Annotated in this window: 15 protein-coding genes; 9 read left to right on the top strand and 6 right to left on the bottom strand. The window is 34.9% G+C overall.

Annotation, left to right across the window (positions count from 1 at the left end):
* Position 1: 1 nt before the first annotated feature.
* From C4F50_RS03565 to C4F50_RS03545, 5 genes are all read left to right on the top strand, one after another.
* Positions 2-412, top strand: a complete 411-nt coding sequence (locus C4F50_RS03565; RefSeq protein ID WP_193845048.1) for an energy transducer TonB — start codon at positions 2-4, stop codon at positions 410-412.
* Positions 399-1,145 (top strand): shikimate dehydrogenase family protein, encoded by a 747-nt coding sequence (locus C4F50_RS03560; protein WP_193845047.1) that lies wholly within the window; start codon positions 399-401, stop codon positions 1,143-1,145. Before C4F50_RS03565 ends, C4F50_RS03560 begins: the two co-directional genes overlap by 14 nt.
* Before the next feature lie 68 nt (positions 1,146-1,213).
* The gene (locus tag C4F50_RS03555) at positions 1,214-1,960 is read left to right on the top strand and encodes a lipid A phosphoethanolamine transferase (protein ID WP_193845046.1); all 747 of its coding nucleotides are present in this window, start codon (positions 1,214-1,216) and stop codon (positions 1,958-1,960) included.
* A gap of 249 nt (positions 1,961-2,209) precedes the next feature.
* Positions 2,210-4,189 carry a DUF349 domain-containing protein gene (locus C4F50_RS03550; RefSeq protein WP_193845045.1) on the top strand — a complete coding sequence of 660 codons (1,980 nt, stop codon included), beginning with the start codon at positions 2,210-2,212 and terminating at the stop codon, positions 4,187-4,189.
* A gap of 184 nt (positions 4,190-4,373) precedes the next feature.
* Positions 4,374-4,790: an OsmC family protein gene (locus tag C4F50_RS03545; protein WP_193845044.1), complete on the top strand. Its 417-nt coding sequence runs from the start codon at positions 4,374-4,376 to the stop codon at positions 4,788-4,790.
* A 74-nt stretch (positions 4,791-4,864) separates the two neighbouring features.
* Here the strand turns inward: C4F50_RS03545 and C4F50_RS03540 are convergent, their stop codons facing one another.
* Both C4F50_RS03540 and gyrA read right to left on the bottom strand, forming a co-directional pair.
* Positions 4,865-6,133, bottom strand: a complete 1,269-nt coding sequence (locus C4F50_RS03540) for a tetratricopeptide repeat protein (RefSeq protein ID WP_193845043.1) — start codon at positions 6,131-6,133, stop codon at positions 4,865-4,867.
* Positions 6,134-6,167: 34 nt separating this feature from the next.
* Positions 6,168-8,813 (bottom strand): DNA gyrase subunit A, encoded by a 2,646-nt coding sequence (gene gyrA / locus C4F50_RS03535; protein WP_193845042.1) that lies wholly within the window; start codon positions 8,811-8,813, stop codon positions 6,168-6,170.
* A gap of 257 nt (positions 8,814-9,070) precedes the next feature.
* Between gyrA and C4F50_RS03530 the strand changes: the two genes are divergently transcribed.
* From C4F50_RS03530 to C4F50_RS03520, 3 genes are all read left to right on the top strand, one after another.
* Complete coding sequence (locus tag C4F50_RS03530) at positions 9,071-11,617, top strand: ATP-dependent Clp protease ATP-binding subunit (RefSeq protein ID WP_193845041.1); 2,547 nt, start codon at positions 9,071-9,073, stop codon at positions 11,615-11,617.
* Between the two features lie 139 nt (positions 11,618-11,756).
* A complete protein-coding gene (rimK, locus tag C4F50_RS03525; RefSeq protein WP_193845040.1) occupies positions 11,757-13,127 on the top strand; it encodes a 30S ribosomal protein S6--L-glutamate ligase in 1,371 nt (456 codons plus the stop codon).
* Between the two features lie 109 nt (positions 13,128-13,236).
* Entirely contained in the window at positions 13,237-13,755 is a 519-nt protein-coding gene (locus C4F50_RS03520; protein WP_193845039.1) for a DUF421 domain-containing protein, read from the top strand.
* A gap of 15 nt (positions 13,756-13,770) precedes the next feature.
* Here the strand turns inward: C4F50_RS03520 and C4F50_RS25600 are convergent, their stop codons facing one another.
* The 4 genes from C4F50_RS25600 to hutH form a co-directional block, all read right to left on the bottom strand.
* The gene (locus C4F50_RS25600; RefSeq protein WP_228011946.1) at positions 13,771-14,217 is read right to left on the bottom strand and encodes a hypothetical protein; all 447 of its coding nucleotides are present in this window, start codon (positions 14,215-14,217) and stop codon (positions 13,771-13,773) included.
* 309 nt (positions 14,218-14,526) lie between these two features.
* Positions 14,527-15,867 carry an inorganic phosphate transporter gene (locus tag C4F50_RS03510; protein WP_193845037.1) on the bottom strand — a complete coding sequence of 447 codons (1,341 nt, stop codon included), beginning with the start codon at positions 15,865-15,867 and terminating at the stop codon, positions 14,527-14,529.
* Between the two features lie 31 nt (positions 15,868-15,898).
* A complete protein-coding gene (locus C4F50_RS03505) occupies positions 15,899-16,543 on the bottom strand; it encodes a DUF47 domain-containing protein (protein ID WP_029269365.1) in 645 nt (214 codons plus the stop codon).
* A 48-nt stretch (positions 16,544-16,591) separates the two neighbouring features.
* Positions 16,592-18,106 (bottom strand): histidine ammonia-lyase, encoded by a 1,515-nt coding sequence (gene hutH / locus C4F50_RS03500; protein ID WP_193845036.1) that lies wholly within the window; start codon positions 18,104-18,106, stop codon positions 16,592-16,594.
* 829 nt (positions 18,107-18,935) lie between these two features.
* On the opposite strand from hutH, the gene thrA reads away from it, so the two are divergent.
* Complete coding sequence (gene thrA / locus C4F50_RS03495) at positions 18,936-21,383, top strand: bifunctional aspartate kinase/homoserine dehydrogenase I (RefSeq protein ID WP_193845035.1); 2,448 nt, start codon at positions 18,936-18,938, stop codon at positions 21,381-21,383.
* Positions 21,384-21,472 lie beyond the last annotated feature (89 nt).

Below are 21,472 nucleotides of genomic sequence, written 5' to 3'. Positions count from 1 at the left end.
TATGAAAAACCTACTTACAATTTTATCCTTGACATTTCTTTCTTTGACCTATGCTCAAAACAAATCAGCAGAAAATTCTGGAGACAATAGAATTTACAGTTCTGAAAAAGTCGAAGTACGAGCTGAATTTAAAGATGGAACCGAAAAAATGAGAGATTTTATAAAAGCTAATTTTGCAGTTCCAAAGCAAATGGTCGAAACTTACAATACTTCTGCTGTTACAAGTACTTTTGTTGTAGAAAAAGACGGTTCTTTGTCTGACATCAAAATCACTAAAGATACCGGCTTCAACACCGAGGCAGAGATGATTAGAGTTTTAAAATTAATGCCGGCGTGGCTTCCTGCTGAATTAAACGGAAAAAAAGTAAGAGTTTTATTTGAATTGACATACAGACCAAATGGAGGAAGTTAAAAAACGATTTGGTTTATTAGGCCGCAATATTAGTTATTCATTTTCTAAAGGATATTTTACCGAAAAATTTAATCACGAAGTTTTTACTGGAAACAGTTACGAAAATTTTGACATACCAGAGATTAATTATTTTACAGAATTAGTTAAAAATAATCCTGATTTAAAAGGCTTAAATGTTACGATTCCGTACAAAGAGCAGGTAATTCCTTTTTTAGATAAACTATCAAAAAAAGCTTCTTTAATTGGAGCAGTAAATACTATTAAGTTTACCAAAGGAAAAAAATTAAAAGGCTATAACACGGATTATTACGGATTTAAAAAATCTTTAAAACCTTTGTTAGAGCCGCATCATAAAAAAGCCTTGATTTTAGGAACAGGCGGTGCATCAAAAGGAGTTGCTTTTGCGCTTGACGAACTCGATATCCCGTATACTTTTGTTTCGCGAGAAGCAAAAGAAAACATCATCGATTACGATTTGATTAATGCCACGACTTTTGATAATTTTCAGATCATTATCAATTGTACTCCAGTAGGCACAAGTCCCAATATAGAGGCTTGTCCGAATCTGCCTTATGAATTTTTCACCGAAAAACATATCGCTTACGATTTGATCTATAATCCAGAAGAAACTACTTTTCTAAAAAAGGCAAAAGAAAAAGGAGCCGTTATCAAAAACGGTTATGACATGCTTATTTTTCAAGCAGAAAAAGCCTGGAAGATCTGGAATAAATAAAAAACAACATAAAAAATAAAATGTTAAAGTATTTTTTGTATTTTTAATTTACTTATTTTTAAGTAGTTATGAAGGAAATACAATTACTTAGCATTTTATTTTTTTTATTTAACAGCTCCCTTTCAGCTCAAGATACTATCTCGACATCAAGTCCATTTTCAGAAGCACGTTATCATTATTTTCTCAAAACAATTATCTTTTTTGATGAATATCTGGATACTGACAATGGCTCATTTAATACCACTCAAGTCCGGGTTTTGCTTCCGATCGGAAATAAAGCGTGGAATTTACGATTTGATCTCCCTTTAATTTCTGCCAATACTAATTCTGTCAATAAAACCTCCATTGGAGATGTTGGCATGGGAATTAGTTATATTCCTTTTTTACAGAATAGCAACGGCATTGCTTTTCGTGCACGAGTGTATGCAAATTCGGCAGCAGATCCAAACTTCGGAACCGGAAAATGGGTTTTTATGCCCGCCGCGATTTACGGAAAATATCTTTTCGACAAGAAATTTTTATGGCTTTCGACTTTAGAATATCAAGGCAGTTTTGCCGGTCAAGACGAACGAACCGACATCAGCGTTACGGTTTTTGAAAATGTATTTTTCTATTTTTTTGGTAAAAACTGGATTGCAGCCGATGCAGCATTTCGATATAATGTTATTTTAAAAGGCTTTCAGAACAATGCTTTCGTTGAATTTGGGCGAAAAATAACTCCAGTGAATTTAGTTTACATTCACCCCAGTGTTGCTTTTGGAGGGCAGAAAACATATAATTTTGGTATAGAAGCGGGTATTTTGGTTCTCTTTTAAATTGATATAATAACTAAAAAACAGCTATTAAATAAAATCATCTTTTAAAGAATCTGCTAAAAAGCAGCAATTTAAAATTTTTATATAGTGCAGCAAATCGATAAAAAAATAAGCAACATAATTCTAAATAAACCCAAAGAATAAGAATTTCATCATAAATTACAGCATAAACAAACGAATTATTTTGTATTTAACGCTGCCTTTACTATCTTTCGCTCTGTTTACAATAAAAACCTTATACATTTTAAGATGTTAGAAGAAAAGAATGATAACCTGCAAGAAGCAGACGGAAAAAATGGAATCGAAATAACAGATTCTACATCAAATGACAGTATTGAAGTATCTGACAATTCTGCAGCGGCTGAAAATACCGTTGAACCAGCAGAAGAAAAAGAAATTGATACAGATGCCAACCATCAGACTGCATTAGATGCTATAAATAATTCGAACGCTGAAGAAAGTGAAGATGAAACGCTGAAAGAGCGCCATGATATTCCGATGCAGGATTATAACACTTTTTCTCTGGATGCTCTTGTTTCGGAATTAAAAAAACTAATCGATACAGATAAAGTAATGTCTGTAAAAGATCATATTGAAGAAATTAAAAAAGCTTTTTTACTGCAATACCATCATTTAATTGAAGAGAAAAAAGAAGAATTTAATGCTGCAAACCAAGATCCAAACGAAGAGTTTGAATATCATTCGCCTCTGAAATCTAAATTTGATGAATACTACAATGTATTTAGAGAAAAAAGAAATGCTCATTTTAAAAATCTGCAGACAAATTTAAAATCAAATTTAGAAGAGCGTCTTGCTATAGTAGAAGAATTAAAAGAGCTGATCAATCCGCAGGAAAACATCAAAGACACGCTTAAACATTTTAATGATTTAAGAGAAAGATGGAAAAATGCGGGAGCAATACCAAAAGACAAATACAATCACGTTTGGAATAATTACCACTTTCATGTAGAAAATTTCTACGATTACCTGCATTTGGACCGCGAAGCCAGAGATTTAGATTTTAAACACAATCTTGAGCAAAAGCTAAAGATCATTTCAAGGGTAGAGCAATTAGCAGAAGAAACAGATATCAACAAATCTTTCCGCGAATTACAAGATTTACATAGAATCTGGAAAGAAGATATTGGTCCTGTTTCTAAAGACCACCGCGATGAAATCTGGAATAAATTCAGTGAATTAACTAAAAAAATCCACGATAAACGTGAAGTGCTTTTTGAAAACCAAAGAGCAGGTGAGCAACAAAATCTTGAAACCAAAAAAGAAATTATTGGCAAAATTGAGGTTTTAGGAACAGAAAAAGTAAACTCTCACTCTCAATGGCTTTTGCAAATTGAAAAAGTAGAAGCTTTGCGTAATGAGTTTTTTGCTGCCGGTAAAGTTCCTGCTGATGTAAACGAAGAAACCTGGGCGGCCTTTAAAACTGCGGTAAGAAATTTTAACGCCTTTAAAAATTCGTTTTATAAAGACATTAAAAAAGACCAAAACGATAATCTCAACAAAAAACTGGCTCTTGTTGCAAAAGCAAAAGAATTACAAGAAAGTGTTGACTTCTCTACTACTACTCCGATAATGAAACAAATTCAGGAGGAGTGGAAACAAATTGGTCATGTTCCTAAAAAATATTCAGACAAAATCTGGAAGGAATTTAAAGATGCCTGCAATCATTATTTTGATAAATTAAAGGAGCACAAATCAGAAGAAAACAGCGAAGAAGTTGCAGCGTTTGACAACAAAAAAGCGTATTTGGACGTGATTAGAGCTTTTCAGTTAACTGGAGATCATAAAACCGATTTAGATGCCATCAAAGCGCATATAGAAATATGGAAAGGCTACGGAAAAGTTCCATTCGCCAGACGTCATATTGAAGGTAAATTCAATAAAATTCTAGATGCCCTTTTTGAAAAACTGAGTTTAAGCAAAAAAGAAACCGAAATGATGCGTTTTTCTAATCGCATAGATTCTTTATCTGACAGCAATGATACGCGTAAACTGGACAATGAAAAGATCTTTATAATGCGTAAAATTGAAGAAGTTCAAAACGAAATCTTCCAGTTAGAAAACAACATTCAGTTCTTTGCTAATACCAAAAATGCGAAAAAAGAAAATTCTATAGTTCTTGAAGTACGTAAAAACATTGCGATTCATAAAGAGACTCTTGAAGTCTGGAAAGATAAATTAAAACAACTAAGAAACTTAAATCAGGAATAAATATAAAATTCCAAATTTTAAAAAAGGTGTAATGACTATTCATTGCACCTTTTTTTTGTGAATTTACTTTTGAGTAACAAATTGATAAAACAAAAATGTAAAATATTGGCTATATTTGAGTTACGATTAACAAAATCAAAGAATTAAAATACAAATTCAATTATTAATTTTAATAACTACAAAAATGAAATTTACAAGAAAAGCACACGCCAACTGGAAAGGAACAGGTATGGAAGGCACAGGAACAATCAGCACACAAAGTACAACTTTAGACAATGCACAGCTTTCGTTTAAAACAAGATTTGCGGATGGTGTTGGTACAAATCCCGAAGAACTTGTTGCAGCAGCACATTCTGGCTGTTTTACGATGCAGTTAAGTTTTTTACTTAATGAAGGCGGTTTTACAGCAGATGACCTGACAACCGAAGCGACAGTAACATTTGAAGACGGTACCATTACGCTTATCCATTTAGATTTAAAAGGAAAAGTTCCTTCTATTTCGGCAGAAGAATTTGCTGCTACAGCTGCTAAGGCAAAAGAAATCTGTCCTATTTCTAAGCTGTTAAACACAACTATTACTTTATCAGCTGAACTGCTGTAATCTAAAAAAGTTAAGACATAAAAAAACCAAGGTTATCAGCCTTGGTTTTTTTTATAGAAATTTAATCTCTAAAATTACATTTTTGCTTTTACAGCTTTAGCTTCAGCAGTCATTTCAAGAGCATTGTAAACACCGATTAAAGTTTTTGCAATGTCTTCGTTTTTAGGATCTAATTCGTTTGCTTTTTTAAGGTAAGGAATTACGCTTTTAAATACGTTTTCTCTCTTCACTTTCAATTCATCATAACGTTTCATATCTTTTGCAGAAGTACCCAATTTATTCATTTCGTCAATGATTGGTTTTTCAGCTTCTAATTTGATAACTGCTAAGTTGATGTAAGCATTTGCATAGTTAGGGTTGATTTCAATCGCTCTTGCATAGTATTTTTCAGCATCAGCATTGTTTTTAGCACCTGCACTAATAACTCCTAAGTTAAATACTAAATCAGCATTGTTCGGATCTTTTTGAAGAGCCTCACCTACTAATTTTTTGTAAGTTTCATAATCTTTTGTTTCAAGATATAAGTTAGCCTCTGTTAACAATAAAGAAGTATCTTCTGGATTTGCTTTTCTAGCATCAGAAATCGCTTTTTTAGCTTCTTCCGTACGTCCTTTTTGAACTAAGATTAATGCTAAGTTTTTGTAGATTTCACCTCTTTTAGAAGGAATGCTTTCTGTTTTAGGCTTTTCGTGAGTTCCTAATTTAACAGCCAAATCTCTTTCTTTAGCATTAGCAAATCCAACTTCGTTATCAGTACCTTTTTCAAAAGCTGTGTAAGAAGTACCTTTACCAGAATAATTTATCTTTTTCAATTCTTCGTACATATTCAAGGCAAGATCAAAATCTTGTCCATTTACTGCTGTAGAAGCTGCGTAGTATAAATTGATCGTATCATTTTTATCTAATAAATAAGCGTCGTATAATTTTTTTGCACCTTCAGAGCTCTTATTTACTTTAGAATCAGCAATTGCAGAGTTGATCAATTTACCTTTAATATCAGTAATTGAAGTTGCAGCTTGAGTAGAATACTTTTGTTTTCCAGATGCTTTTTCAACATCAATTAATTTTTTGTAGCTGGCTGCAGCCAAAGACAAATTTTTGCTTTCTTCTACTTTTTTGTTTGCAAGATCTAAATAAGCATTTCCTTTAACAAAATAAAATTGAGCCTGCTCAACATCTTTTGCATTTGCTACCATATTTTCAGCGTCGTTCAAGATTGTGATTGCACCTTGAGCATCGCCTCCTTTTAAAGCTTTTTCAGCACTTTTGATTTGATCTTTTTGAGCAAAAGCAGCTAGTGAGATCATTAATGCTGAAGCAAGTATTACATATTTACTTTTCATAGTGATTTATTTGTATTAAAATTTTTCTTTTTTTTTATTCTTCTGATTCCTCTTCCTCTGCATCAACGTCATCATCGTCAACTACTTCATCGTCAGAATCGTCGTCATCATCTTCTACAGTTCCATCATCCTCAAGAACCTCCAGATCAGGTTTCACTCTTTCGATAACCGATTCTACAACGTTTCCATCTTCATCAACAATAACTTCTTCCGCATCGTCTTTCATTACCTTTGTAACAGCAGCAATAGAATCTTTTCCTTTTAAGTTAATCAATCTAACACCTTGCGTTGCACGCCCCATTACACGTAAATCTTCAATTGCCATTCTGATCGTCAATCCAGATTTATTGATAATCATTAAATCATCCGCATCGGTTACTGCGTTAATAGAAATCAATTTACCCGTTTTCTCAGTAATATTAAGTGTCTTAACCCCTTTACCTCCACGGTTAGTAATTCTATAAACGTCTTCTCCGTCTTCATCAACCAATTTAGTACGTTTTCCGTATCCATTTTCAGTTACAACTAAGATTTGCGAATCGTTAATATCATTTTTATCAACAGTAACCATTCCAATTACTTCATCGGTATCGTCTTTCAAAGTGATGCCTCGTACACCAGAAGCTGTTCTTCCCATCGGACGGGTTTTTGTTTCTTCAAAACGAACCAATTTACCAGATTTAACAGCTAAGATAATTTGGCTTTCACCATTAGTTAACTGTGCCCCGATTAACTCATCACCTTCTTTAATTGTAATTGCAGCAACACCATTAACCCTTGGTTTAGAATATTTCTCTAAAGAAGTTTTCTTCACCTGGCCTTGTTTGGTAACCATTACAAGATTATGCGTATTGATATAATCTTTGTCTTTTAAGTCTTGTGTACAAATGAAAGCTTTTACTTTATCATCACTTTCAATATTCACTAAGTTCTGAATTGCTCTTCCTTTTGCGGTTTTACTTCCTTCTGGAATTTCGTAAACACGCATCCAGAAACATTTTCCTTTTTGGGTAAAAAACATCATATATTGGTGGTTTGTAGCCACGAACATATGCTCTAAGAAATCCTGATCTCTTGTTCCGGCACTTTTCTGTCCAACCCCGCCTCTGTTCTGAGTTTTATATTCAGTAAGATTTGTACGTTTGATGTAACCTGCATGAGAAATGGTAATAACCACATTTTCGTCTGCAATTAAATCTTCAATACTTACGTCTCCACCAGCATATTCAATTTGAGAACGACGCTCATCACCGTATTTCTCACGAATTTCTTCTAATTCTTCCTTAATTAATGCAGTTCTCAAATTAACATCTGCTAATAAAGCTTTTAAATGCTCAATTAACTTCATTAATTCTTCAAACTCAGCTCTTAATTTATCCTGCTCCAGACCTGTCAGCTGACGCAGACGCATCTCAACAATCGCACGCGCCTGAATATCTGATAATTTAAATCTTTCGATTAATTTTTCGCGGGCTTCCTCTGTATTTTTAGAACCTCTAATGATTGCGATAACTTCGTCAATATTATCAGAAGCAATAATCAATCCTTCTAAAATGTGCGCTCTTTCTTCTGCTTTACGCAATTCGAACTGAGTTCTTCTTACGACAACATCATGACGGTGCTCTACAAAATAATGAATCATATCTTTTAGATTCAACATTTGCGGACGGCCTTTTACCAATGCAATATTGTTTACACTAAAAGAAGATTGTAATTGTGTGTATTTATATAAGGTATTTAAAACTACGTTTGGCGTAGCATCACGTTTTAAGATGTAAACGATACGCATTCCCGTTCTATCCGACTCGTCACGAATATTGGCAATACCTTCAATTTTTTTCTCGTTAACCAAATCAGCTGTACGCTTGATCATCTCAGCTTTGTTAACCTGATATGGAATTTCGGTAACTATAATACATTCTCTGCCGTCAACTTCTTCAAAACCAACTTTTGCACGCATGACAATACGTCCTCTACCCGTTTTAAAAGCTTCACGAACTCCTTCGTACCCATATATTACACCACCCGTTGGAAAATCAGGTGCTTTAATATGTGTCATTAATTCATCAACCTCAATATCATTATTATCAAGATATGCTAATGTACCACTGATAACCTCAGTTAAGTTGTGCGGCGGCATATTGGTCGCCATACCTACCGCAATACCTGTCGCTCCGTTTACCAATAAGGTCGGAACTCTTGTAGGCATTACTTTTGGTTCATATAATGTATCGTCAAAGTTCAGCTGGAAATCAACTGTTTCTTTTTCGATATCTGCCATAATATCTTCAGAAATTTTACGCATTCTAGCCTCAGTATAACGCATTGCTGCAGGGCTGTCGCCGTCTACAGAACCAAAGTTACCTTGACCATCAACTAATAAATAACGCATACTCCACTCTTGAGCCATACGCACCATTGCGTCATAAACAGATGTATCACCGTGCGGGTGATACTTACCCAGAACCTCTCCAACGATTCTCGCAGATTTTTTATGGGCAGATCTTGAAGTTACACCTAAATCATACATTCCGTACAGCACTCTTCGATGTACCGGTTTCAAGCCATCTCTAACATCAGGAAGTGCTCTCGATACAATTACTGACATCGAATAATCGATGTAAGCAGATTTCATTTCATCCTCTATGTTAATGGGAATTAACTTTTCTCCTTCAGACATAAGTTGTTATATTAAATAATTATATTAGTTTCAAAGCGTGCCAAGATACGTTTTTTTGAAGATTTTTCCGCTGTTTCCCAATACTAATTTCAATGATTTATTAACAACTTTTATTGCGGTTTTAGTTAATAAATTAAGCGTTTTTTAACGCTTTTATTGTTATTTTTTTTGTCTATTAGCTGTCAGGAGATCTTGAAGGGTACGGTTTTTGTTTTTGAAACTGTAATTCATTAAATTTACAATACCAATTATATATTATGGATGATAATTTTTCACCAAGAGTAAAAGATGTTATTACCTACAGTAAAGAGGAAGCCTTACGTTTAGGCCACGATTTTATTGGTACTGAACATCTAATGCTGGGCATTTTAAGAGATGGTAACGGAAAAGCTATTCATATACTTAATAACCTGGCAGTCGATTTAGACCATTTACGCAGAAAGGTAGAAGTACTGAGCCCTGCTAATTTGGGTGTTGAAGTAAATGCCGAAAAGAAGAATCTTCATCTTACCCGACAGGCCGAAAGAGCCCTGAAGACCACTTTTCTTGAAGCTAAAGTATTTCAAAGCTCATCAATTAGCACTGCGCACTTGCTTTTATGCATTTTGCGAAACGAAAACGATCCAACAACCAAGCTGTTGAATAAACTTAAAATAGATTATGACATAGCTAAAGAACAGTATTTAAATATGACTCCAAACGAAGAAGAATTCTTAGAAAACTTGCCAAGAAACGAATCGTACAATGACGATTCAGGACAAGATGACAGTTTAAAAGAGAGCAGTTTTAATAATCCCGCCAATAAGTCAAACAAAAAATCTAAAACGCCGGTTTTGGATAATTTTGGGAGAGATTTAACAGAAATGGCTGAGGAAGGTAAACTAGATCCTGTGGTAGGACGCGAAAAAGAAATTGAGCGTGTGTCACAAATCTTAAGCCGCAGAAAAAAGAACAACCCGCTTCTTATTGGAGAACCTGGAGTTGGTAAATCTGCTATTGCAGAAGGACTTGCTCTCAGAATTATTCAAAAGAAAGTCTCTCGTATTTTATTCAACAAACGTGTCGTAACTCTTGATCTTGCCAGCTTAGTGGCCGGAACAAAATACAGAGGACAGTTTGAAGAAAGAATGAAAGCGGTTATGAACGAACTTGAAAAGAATGATGACATTATTCTTTTTATTGATGAAATTCACACTATTGTAGGTGCTGGCGGCGCAACTGGTTCGCTTGACGCTTCCAATATGTTCAAACCTGCTTTAGCAAGAGGCGAAATCCAATGTATTGGTGCTACTACTCTTGACGAGTACAGACAATATATCGAGAAAGACGGAGCTCTTGAAAGACGTTTCCAAAAAGTAATTGTAGAACCAACTTCTGTTGAAGAAACAATTGCGATTTTGAACAATGTAAAAGACAAATACGAAGATCACCACAACGTGACCTATACTCCAGAAGCTATTGAAGCCTGCGTTAAACTAACAAACAGATACATGTCTGAGCGTTTCTTACCAGACAAAGCGATCGATGCAATGGATGAAGCTGGATCACGCGTACACATTACTAATATTGATGTTCCAAAACAAATTTTGGATTTAGAACGTCAATTAGAAGAAGTTCGTGAGCTTAAAAATATGGTTGTTAAAAAACAAAAATATGAAGAAGCCGCTAAACTTCGTGATGACGAAAAACGTATCGAAAAAGATTTAGCCGTTGCTCAGGAACAATGGGAAGAAGATTCTAAAAACAACCGTATTGAGGTTACAGAAGATAATGTAGCCGATGTTGTTTCTATGATGACCGGAATCCCTGTAAACAGAATTGCACAAACAGAAAGCAACAAACTGGCAAAATTACCTGAATTAATTCAGAACAAAGTAATTGGTCAAAACGAAGCAGTTCTTAAAATCGCACGTTCTATCCAACGTAACAGAGCTGGTCTTAAAGATCCGAACAAACCAATTGGTTCGTTTATTTTCTTAGGCCAGACAGGAGTTGGTAAAACACAATTGGCTAAAGTTTTAGCTAAAGAATTGTTTGACTCTGAAGATGCTTTAGTTCGTATCGACATGAGTGAATACATGGAGAAATTTGCGATCTCTCGTTTAGTTGGAGCGCCTCCGGGATATGTGGGTTACGAAGAAGGAGGTCAATTGACTGAAAAAGTTCGTAGAAAACCATATTGTGTGGTACTTTTAGACGAGATCGAAAAAGCGCATCCAGATGTATTCAATATGATGCTTCAAGTGTTAGATGATGGTTATTTGACAGATAGTTTAGGTCGCAAAATCGACTTCAAAAACACGATCATTATTATGACTTCTAACGTTGGTGCACGTCAATTAAAAGATTTCGGACAAGGTGTTGGATTCGGAACAGCTGCAAGAACAGCTCAAGCTGATGAAAACTCAAAAAGCATTATCGAAAATGCATTGAAGAAAACTTTTGCTCCAGAATTCTTAAACAGAATTGATGACGTAATTGTATTTAATGCACTAGAAAAAGCAGACATCGATTTGATTATCGAAATTGAATTGAAAAAACTATATTCTCGTATTGCTGAATTAGGATACAACTTAAGCTTAACTGACAAAGCAAAAGCATTTATCGCAGAAAAAGGCTTTGACAAACAGTTTGGTGCGAGACCGCTAAAAAGAGCGATTCAGAAATATGTAGAAGATTTACTGGCTGAAGAAATCATAACTTCAAAAATTCATTCTGGTGACGAAATCTTAATGGATCTGAAAGATGATTCTCAAGAACTTTCTGTAGAAATACACAAAGCCGAAGAGCCGACTAATCAATAAATTAGTTAATTTTTATAACAAAAATAATTTACCCGTTACGTTTTCATAACATAACGGGTATTTTTTTTGCATAATTTACTATCTTTAGTAAAAGCAAATAGCTATTTTTGAATTTAAATTACATAATAATAATCACAGTATGCTTCAAAACAAGGTCATTTTAGGAAGCGAAGAATGGTGCTCATTTCCAGAACTTGGAATCCCGACGATTAAAGCTCGTGTAGATTCTGGTGCCAAAACTTCGGCAATGCACGCTATAAACATAGCTCCTTTTATCAAAAATGATGCGAACTGGGTGAAATTTGACATTAACCCAATTCAGAATAACATTAAAACGATAATTCACTGCGAAGCGCCGCTTGTAGACAAACGAATTGTAAAAAGTTCGAGCGGTTTTAGAGAGCATCGTTACGTTATTCAAACCAGCTTAAAAATCGGCGATGCCAAATGGCCTATAGAAATGACGCTTACCAATCGTGACTCGATGGGTTTTAGAATGCTGTTAGGCCGCGAAGCAATGAGCGGACGCGTTTTAGTAGATCCGGAAGAAAAATATCTTTTAGGACAGCCGACAACCGAAGCATTAAAAGAATTGTACCAAAACTCCGAAAAAGCAAGTTCGGGTTTACGCATCGGGCTTTTAGCCAGTAATCCGGAATTATACAGCAATAAAAGAATCATGGAAGCGGGCGAAATGCGCGGCCATGAAATGCATTTCTTAAACATCAAGGAATGTTATATGAAATTGGACGCTAAGACTCCAGAAATTCATTATAGAGGCGGAAAAATCTTAAATCAATTTGATGCGATTATTCCAAGAATACGCCCAAGCATTACCTTTTACGGCTGTGCTTTGACACGTCAGTTTGAAGCTTTAAAAGTATTTGTTTTAAATTCAGCTACAGCCATAACACAATCCCGTGATAAATTATATTCACTGCAATTATTATTAAACAGCGGTATCGATATTCCAACAACGGGTTTTGCCAATTCTCCGCTAGATACAGACAATTTAATTAAAATGGTGGGCGGTTCACCTTTAATAGTAAAATTATTAGAAGGAACGCAAGGAAAAGGGGTCGTTTTGGCCGAAACCAAAAAAGCTGCAGAAAGTGTTATCAATGCCTTTAAAAGTCTAAATGCTAATATTTTAGTTCAGGAATTTATTAAAGAAGCAAATGGTAAAGACATTCGTTGTTTTGTGATTGACGGAAAAGTCGTAGCCGCAATACAGCGCGAAGCGATGCCGGGCGAGTTTAGAGCTAACATTCATCTTGGCGGAACAGCTTCTGTAATTAAAGTAACTGCTGAGGAGAAAAAAATCGCTATAAAAGCAGCAAAAGCTATGGATTTAAAAGTAGCCGGCGTTGATATCATTCGTTCTTCTAAAGGTCCGTTATTGCTTGAGGTAAACTCTTCCCCAGGTCTTGAAGGAATTGAAGGCGCAACCAATAAAGATGTTGCCGGAGAAATGATTAAAGCTATTGAAAAAAACTTTAAATTGATTTAAACATTCGTTTTTAAATTCATTTAACTTAATATCCCATAATTAATTTAGAAGCTTTGTCAAAGTTTAAAACTTTGGCAAAGCTTTTTTATTTAACTTTAAAGTAAAAAACATGCTTTTTCCCTATTCTGATATTATTATACGAAGTATTGCCGTTTATTTTTTCATGACAATTGCTTTAAGAGTTTTTGGTAAAAAAGAACTTTCCCAATTAAACACAGCCGATATTATCCTGATTCTACTCATTAGCAATTCTGTTCAAAATGCCATGGTTGGGCCAGACACAAGCTTAATCGGCGGATTAGTAGCCGCACTGGTTCTCTTTATAATAAATTTTATAATTAAAAAATTAATCCGCAGGTACAAGACACTTAGCAAATTACTGGTAGATAAGCCCGAAATCCTTATTCACGACGGCAGACTCGACTTTAAAACTTTAAGCCGATTGGATATTTCTGACGAAGAACTCAAGGAAGCTATGAGAGAACACGGAATTGAATTTTTTAAAAACGTAAAATTGGCCATGCTGGAAATAGACGGAACCATAAGCATCATCTCTCAAGATAAAGAAAACCTGAAGCAGACCCATTATAAACGAAAGCATAATCGGAAAAATCTGCAAAAGTTTTAGAGCCAGCAAAAAAAATTATCCTTTGATATTAGACGAACCTTTTGATTTTCCATAAAACAACAAGAGTAAATCTTCATTTGCAAACCTTCCATCCAGATCATATTGCAAAGGTGTTTTGACCAATAGAGTACTGAAATTTCCTTCTACATCAATGTAAATCTTTTTCATATTATACCTTTCAGAAGTAAAAAAACAATCATTAATTGCAAATAGCAATTTTCGCCGTGAAGCCTTTTCAATTCCTATGATATCAGTAACTTTAACAATCACCAAGATTGTATCATTTCTTTCTACTGAATGATATTTCAGCTTACTCATATCGATACCTTTTAAAGACCTGCTGACCGATTCTTTAAGGAAACATGAAATTAAATCTGATTCTTCATTGGGACTGCTCGTTACTTTCTTTTGATCTACTTTTAAACGAATTCTTCTAACATCATATTCTTTGCAAGAAGACACTAGAAAAACAATAATTAAGCAATAGAATCTTGAACTTATAATACTTTTGAAATTAAACATTTCTTTTGAAATTTGCTGCTGTTTAGAGTGGTTTCAATATTTTTTTTCATGAAAACACACCAAAATTAATTGCACAAATATCAATCTATTGAATACCAACAAGAGCCGCTAAAAATTAAAAAAATGTTATTTTGAGACATTATTTAATTAATTTTAATCCAATAAAAAAGCCGATTTCAAAATTGAAATCGGCTTTAAAAATATTTTGATAAATGTGATTTACATCTCACATTTTGCAATGATCATTTATTAAATAAACACGCTTAAAATAAAGTAAACAAAACCTGCTAATATAGCCGAAATTGGAATAGTCAAAATCCAAGCCCAGATTAAACTTACTGTAACTCCCCAGCGAACTGCAGACACACGTTTTGTTAATCCAACTCCAATAATAGAACCTGTAATTGTGTGTGTTGTACTTACTGGAATTTTTAAGTGTTCTGTAAAGTAAAGTGTCAAAGCCCCGGCAGTTTCTGCAGCCACACCTTCAAACGAACTTACTTTTGTAATTTTAGAACCCATTGTTTTTACAATCTTCCATCCACCGCTTAATGTACCTGCAGCAATGGCAGAGTAACAAGCTAACGGAATCCAAGCAGGCATTTTAAAAGCACCGTCTTCAGAAGGAAGTGCCACATCTAACCAAGAGGACATATGAACACCTGGATTTGAATTGATATACACAACAACTGCTGCTGCAATAATTCCCATTACTTTTTGAGAATCATTTCCTCCGTGACCTAAACTAAAAGCTGCAGAAGATAATAATTGCATTTTTTTCAAAGCCGCATCAGCCTGATGAAGATTTAAGCTGCTAAATATCAAACAAAAAATACTTACAGTTAAAACAATAAATGCTACTAAAAACCACTTAATATTATGCGGTTCTAATGCCACACTCCAAAATTCTGAAGATGGAAAACGAGCTTTATGGCCGCCTTTTATGATTTCTTCATAAGGAATCATTTGAGTGTAAACAAACCAAATAGTCGCAATCATCAAAGCAACGGTAAATATTTTTGGACCAATACTTTTGCGCGAAGCATTTAAAAGCCAAATCGAAATCAAATAAGAAGCTAAAGCTCCCAATAATGGTGCCAAGACAATAAAAGCAATAATTATAAGAACCCCCGAAGGCATTCCGCCATCTTTACCTGCTTTGTACCAGCTTACGATATCATACCAATGATGTGTCGCTCCGTCTGGCCCAACATATCCTGAAAAGCCGTGAACCGCTATTGCATGCGCAACGGCCGCTCCTGCAAAACCACCAATTAAGGTGTGTGAAGAACTAGAAGGAATTCCCAGCCACCAAGTCAATAAATTCCAGCAGATTGCAGCGATAACCCCCGCAAGAATCACAACAAGATCAATCTGCATTGTATCTGCTGTTTTGGCAACGGTATCTGCAACACCAAATCCGAAAACCCAATACGCCAGAAAGTTAAAAAATGCAGCCCAAAGAACCGCCTGAAACGGCGTTAAAACCTTTGTAGCCACAACTGTAGCGATAGCATTTGCAGCATCATGAAAACCATTGATGTAATCAAAAATTAAAGCTAATACTATAATAATTATAAGTATCGTCATAAATTATAACTTCAGAATGAAATGAATTAAATTAAGAGTGTTTTACAGAAATTGATTCTAATATATTAGCTACACTCTTACATTTGTCTGTAGCAGATTCTAAAACAGACAATACTTCTTTATACTTAATAATATTTTTAGCATCTGTTTCGTTTTCAAAGATTTCGAAAACAGCTTTATTGTAAACGTTATCAGATTTATTTTCAAGCTTGTTAATTCTTGCACAAGCATCTTTAATAACATTCATGTTTTTCAAGTTACTCAACTCTTTTACAGCACTGTCAATATTTTGACAAGCTTCAAGGTTGATTTCTGTCATTTTTCTGATAGACTTTGTAATCTTGTCAACTTGGTAAAGTCTCATACGGCTTGCTGCACCGTGCAGATAATCTGCAACGTTATCAATTGAAGTAATTAAAGTATGGATATCTTCTCTATCAAATGGAGTAATGAAGTTTCTGCTCAACTCTAAATTGGTCTGGCGTGTGATATCTTCACCTTTTTGTTCTAATTCGTCAATTTTTTGAAAAAGAACTTCTCTTTCTTTTAATGGTAAATTTACAGCTTCGTGTAAGTTAGAAGCTAATTCAATTAAATTGCTTGAAGCTTCTTCAAAAAGTGGAAAGAATTTTTTGTCTTTCGGCACTAAAAATTGGAAAATACTGTTTATTGACATTTGTTTATTTTTGATACGGCAAAATTACTTCATTAATATTTTACAATGTTAAGCCATTGTTAACAAATCGTTTTCTATTTGAAAACTAGACAAGAACGAAACGGTATGTTCAATATCATAATGTAAGATTCTATCTTCTTTAACCAAAGGAACTACTTCTCTATAACTGCTTAAAAACATTTCGATAAAATCACTTGACTTCAAAGGCTCTCTGTAAGCAATTGCCTGTGAGGCATTTAATAATTCGATTGCCAGAATACGTTCCAGATTATCCATAACGCGCAACGCTTTTGTAGCTGCGTTTGCTCCCATGCTCACGTGGTCTTCCTGTCCGTTGCTAGACACAATACTGTCAACACTGGCAGGCGTTGCCAATTGTTTGTTCTGGCTGGCGATACTCGCTGCAGTGTATTGCGGAATCATAAATCCTGAATTTAACCCCGGATTATCTACCAAAAACGCCGGAAGATTTCGAAGACCAGAAATTAACTGATAGGTTCTTCTTTCAGAAATACTTCCTAATTCTGCCAAAGCAATTGCCATAAAATCAAGAGCTAGCGCTAAAGGCTGACCGTGAAAATTACCGCCGGAAATAATCTGATCGGCTTCGATAAATATATTAGGATTATCAGTAACCGAATTGATTTCTGTTTTAAAAACCTTTCGAACATAATCAATCGCATCTTTGGAAGCTCCATGAACCTGAGGCATACAACGGAAAGAATAAGGATCCTGAACATGTTTCTTTTCCTGCTCAATGATTTCGCTTCCTTCTAAAAACTCATTTATTCGCTGTGCCGTCACAATTTGTCCTTTGTGCGGACGTATATAATGTATCAATTCATTAAAAGGCTCACTTCTTCCGTCAAAACCTTCCAAAGAAATTGTTCCAATTAAATCTGCCAGATAAGAATATTTATACGCTTTTATTAAAATATGAGCTCCGTAAGCACTCATAAACTGCGTTCCGTTTAATAATGCCAGTCCTTCTTTAGACTGCAAAACAATCGGCTCCCAATTAAAATGATTTAAAACTTCTTTTGAATGCACTTTTTTTCCTTCAAACATAACTTCACCTTCACCTAATAATGGTAAAGACAAATGAGCCAAAGGTGCCAAATCGCCAGATGCGCCTAGAGACCCTTGTGTATAAATAATTGGCAGAATATCATTATTATAGAAATCAACAAGACGCTCCAGAGTTTTTAACTGAACTCCAGAATGTCCGTAACTCAAAGATTGGATTTTAAGCAAAAGCATCATTTTCACAATTTCCGACGGAACTTCCTCTCCTGTTCCGCAGGCGTGAGATTTTACTAGATTTTCCTGAAGCTTAGATAAATTCTCGTTTGAAATTTTCACATTACAAAGTGATCCGAAACCAGTATTAATTCCATAGATTGGTTCAGAGTGTGAAGCCATTTTTTTATCCAGATAATCACGGCATTTCTGCACATTTACTTTTGCCTCCTCAGACAATTCGAGCATTTTTTGATTTACAATAATCTCTTGAATTGTTTCTAAACCTAATGTTTCAATACTTATATAATGGATGTCTCTCATAACATTTTTAATTTAAGGCATCAAAATTCAGCAAATCAATATTAAAAAGCAACATTTGTTCCTAATAATTAAAATTTGATTGCATCAGAAATTAGACTTTTAATTATTTGATAATCTAAATTGATCACACAAATAGTCAATTAGCTTGCTGCATAGAACACGAATCAAACGGATTCACTTCGTGAAGACTCGCATTTTACGGATTTTTTTATATTTAAGATATTAAGCAATAAAAAATCTGTTTTTCATCAGCGTCTTTGCGATAGCAAATCCGTTTTATCCGTGTACAATTTTTTCACAAATTCCTACTGATTCTATAGACTAATGCCGTTTTTTCGTTAGAAATTCATCATTAAAATTGACTCAAAGCCTTTTGAGATGAACTAAAAATGTTAAAAAATATACGAAAACAGCAAATTAAGATCTTGAATCCTGCCAAAAACTCAATTTGAATTTGGTGAAAAATGAAATATTAAAATATTCGTAAAAAGGACATTTAGGTTTTTAACTCTTATAAAAAACTGTATTTTTGAAAAATCAAATGAAAAGTAACAGCGCAAAATATCAATCTACAATGACAGCTCCAACTAGAGTTGCAATTGCTGCTACGATTATTTCTACTACAACAACTACTACCCCTTAGGGGTATACATTTTTACATATAATCCAGATTATCTATACTTTTTTCTTAAAAGAAGAAAGGCATTGGATACATGAAAACATTTACAAAAAAAGAAAAAAAGCCGCAGTTTTCAGTTTCAGTTCACAGTTAATAAACGTTGAACCTTTGTTACTCAAAATCGCTGCACCTTATTAAAAAATATCAAAAATGAAAGTATTAAAATTTGGCGGAACTTCCGTAGCCAATGCTCAAAATATAAAACTCGTTCTCGAAATTGTCAAACAAAAATCGCAGCAGGATAAAATCGCTGTAGTAGTTTCTGCCTTAAGCAAAGTAACCGATTTATTACAGGCTGCAGCAGCAAAAGCAGCTTCTAACGATGAAAGCTTTAGAGAAATTGTAGCCGAAATAGAGAAAAAACATCTTGACACTTTAAAAGAACTGATTCCTGTAAGCGAACAAAGCAGCCTTTTAAGCCATGTTAAAAGAATCATCAACCACTTAGAAACTTTATTGGACGGTTGTTTCTTACTAGGCGAATTATCTCCAAGAACTGCAGATACAATTTTAAGTTTTGGCGAATTGTTATCGTCTTACATTATTGCGCAGGCGTATCAGCAAATCGATAACAATGCGGCGTATAAAGACAGTCGCGAATTAATAAAAACAGATCACAACTACGGAAAAGCAGTTGTAAACCTTGAAGTTTCCAATGGTTTAATTCAGGAATATTTTACTCAAAATGGAGCTCAAATTACTATTCTTCCTGGATTTATTACACAGACTCTTGACGGAATCACTACAACTCTGGGGCGCGGAGGTTCTGATTATACCGCAGCAATTATCGCCGGCGCACTTGACGCTGCACAATTGGAAATCTGGACAGATGTAAACGGAATGTTTACTGCCAACCCAAAAATTGTAAAACAAGCACAGCCTATCGCCACTATATCGTACCAAGAAGCAATGGAATTATCGCATTTTGGTGCCAAAGTATTGTATCCGCCAACGATTCAGCCGGTTTTAAGAAAAAACATTCCTATTTTAATCAAAAATACTTTTGAACCTGAGGCAGAAGGAACTTTAATTTCGAGCCAGCCATCATCAAAAGATACGGTTGTAAAAGGAATCAGCCATATCGATCATATTTCGCTCTTAACGCTTGAAGGTCCAGGAATGATTGGAGTTGCGGGTTCTTCCAGACGTTTGTTCGAGGTTTTATCTCAGGAAAAAATCAACGTTATTTTTATTACTCAGGCCTCTTCTGAGCATTCTATTTGTATCGGAATCCTGAATTCTGACGCTGATAATGCCGAAGCTGCAATTAACAGAGCGTTTGAAATCGAAATTTCGCAGAATAAAATCGATCCTTGTTATGTAGAAAAAGACCTTTGCATTATTGCATTAGTCGGCGAAAACATGAAAAACCACCAAGGTTTGAGCGGAAGAATGTTCAGTACTTTAGGAAAAAACAACGTAAACATACGTGCAATTGCGCAAGGTGCATCTGAAAGAAATATTTCGACTGTAATTAACGAAAGAGATGTTAAAAAAGCCTTGAATACGTTACACGAAAACTTCTTTGAAGAAAATACCAAACAGCTCAATTTATTTGTAATGGGCGTTGGAAATGTGGGCGAAAAATTCATCGAACAAATTCACAGCCAAAAGAAATTCTTAAAAGATGTTTTAAAGATTAATGTTCGCGTCATTGCATTATCGAATTCAAGAAAAATGCTTTTTGACGAAGACGGAATTTCATTAAAAGACTGGCAGTCGTCTTTAGATAAAGGTGAAGAAGCCATTGCTTTAGAATTTATTGCACGTGCCAAAGAACTGAACTTACGTAACAGTATTTTCGTAGATATTACGGCCAATGCAAGCGTTTCTGAAATGTACGAGAAATTCTTAAAAGAAAGTATTGCCGTTGTAACCTGCAACAAAATTGCGTGTTCGTCTGCTTACGACAATTATAAAAAACTAAAAAACTTATCACGCCAATACAATGCGCCGTTTTTGTTTGAAACGAACGTGGGTGCGGGATTACCGATTATTGACACTGTAAAAAACCTTATCGCCTCTGGAGACAAAGTGCATAAAATCCAGGCGGTTTTATCGGGAAGTCTGAACTTTATTTTCAACAATTTTGATGAGAATAATTCTTTCCACGATGTGGTAAAAGAAGCCGGAGTTCAAGGTTTTACAGAACCAGATCCAAAAATCGACCTCAGCGGTATCGACGTAGCGCGTAAAATCCTGATTTTAATTCGCGAAAGCGGTTACGAAATGGATATTGACGCGATTGCAAACGAATCGTTCCTGCCTGCAGAATGTCTGGAAACAACAAACAACGAAGACTTTTTTGCTTCGCTGCTGAAACACGCACCGCATTTCGAAAACATCTACAAAGAAGCTTTAGCCAAAGATTCCAGATTGAAATATGTAGCGCAATTCGAAAACGGAAAAGCAAGTGTCGGCCTGCAATTCATCCCGAAAGATCATCCGTTCTACAATCTGGAAGGAAAAGACAATATCGTGCTTTTCTACACCGATCGTTATGTAGATCAGCCTTTATTGATCAAAGGCGCCGGAGCCGGAGCAGCGGTTACAGCATCAGGAATTTTTGCTGACGTAATCCGTATCGGGAATGTGTAATATTTATTAGCTGCTAAGACGCAAAGGCGCTAAGTCTTTAAGTTTTTCAAGCTCAGAAACTTAAATTCTTAATAATAAAACTTAGCGCC

Source organism: Flavobacterium hungaricum, from assembly GCF_015182285.1.
Lineage (GTDB): Bacteria > Bacteroidota > Bacteroidia > Flavobacteriales > Flavobacteriaceae > Flavobacterium > Flavobacterium hungaricum.
Note: the sequence above shows the minus strand (reverse complement) of the source record. Positions and strands in the feature narration are given on the sequence as shown.

Bases quoted from the DNA above. Each gene is read 5' to 3' on its own strand.
- C4F50_RS03565 (WP_193845048.1), top strand. From the start codon at position 2: ATGAAAAACCTACTTACAATTTTATCCTTGACATTTCTTTCTTTGACC.
- C4F50_RS03560 (WP_193845047.1), top strand. From the start codon at position 399: ATGGAGGAAGTTAAAAAACGATTTGGTTTATTAGGCCGCAATATTAGT.
- C4F50_RS03555 (WP_193845046.1), top strand. From the start codon at position 1,214: ATGAAGGAAATACAATTACTTAGCATTTTATTTTTTTTATTTAACAGC.
- C4F50_RS03550 (WP_193845045.1), top strand. From the start codon at position 2,210: ATGTTAGAAGAAAAGAATGATAACCTGCAAGAAGCAGACGGAAAAAAT.
- C4F50_RS03545 (WP_193845044.1), top strand. From the start codon at position 4,374: ATGAAATTTACAAGAAAAGCACACGCCAACTGGAAAGGAACAGGTATG.
- C4F50_RS03540 (WP_193845043.1), bottom strand. From the start codon at position 6,133: ATGAAAAGTAAATATGTAATACTTGCTTCAGCATTAATGATCTCACTA.
- gyrA (WP_193845042.1), bottom strand. From the start codon at position 8,813: ATGTCTGAAGGAGAAAAGTTAATTCCCATTAACATAGAGGATGAAATG.
- C4F50_RS03530 (WP_193845041.1), top strand. From the start codon at position 9,071: ATGGATGATAATTTTTCACCAAGAGTAAAAGATGTTATTACCTACAGT.
- rimK (WP_193845040.1), top strand. From the start codon at position 11,757: ATGCTTCAAAACAAGGTCATTTTAGGAAGCGAAGAATGGTGCTCATTT.
- C4F50_RS03520 (WP_193845039.1), top strand. From the start codon at position 13,237: ATGCTTTTTCCCTATTCTGATATTATTATACGAAGTATTGCCGTTTAT.
- C4F50_RS03510 (WP_193845037.1), bottom strand. From the start codon at position 15,867: ATGACGATACTTATAATTATTATAGTATTAGCTTTAATTTTTGATTAC.
- C4F50_RS03505 (WP_029269365.1), bottom strand. From the start codon at position 16,543: ATGTCAATAAACAGTATTTTCCAATTTTTAGTGCCGAAAGACAAAAAA.
- hutH (WP_193845036.1), bottom strand. From the start codon at position 18,106: ATGAGAGACATCCATTATATAAGTATTGAAACATTAGGTTTAGAAACA.
- thrA (WP_193845035.1), top strand. From the start codon at position 18,936: ATGAAAGTATTAAAATTTGGCGGAACTTCCGTAGCCAATGCTCAAAAT.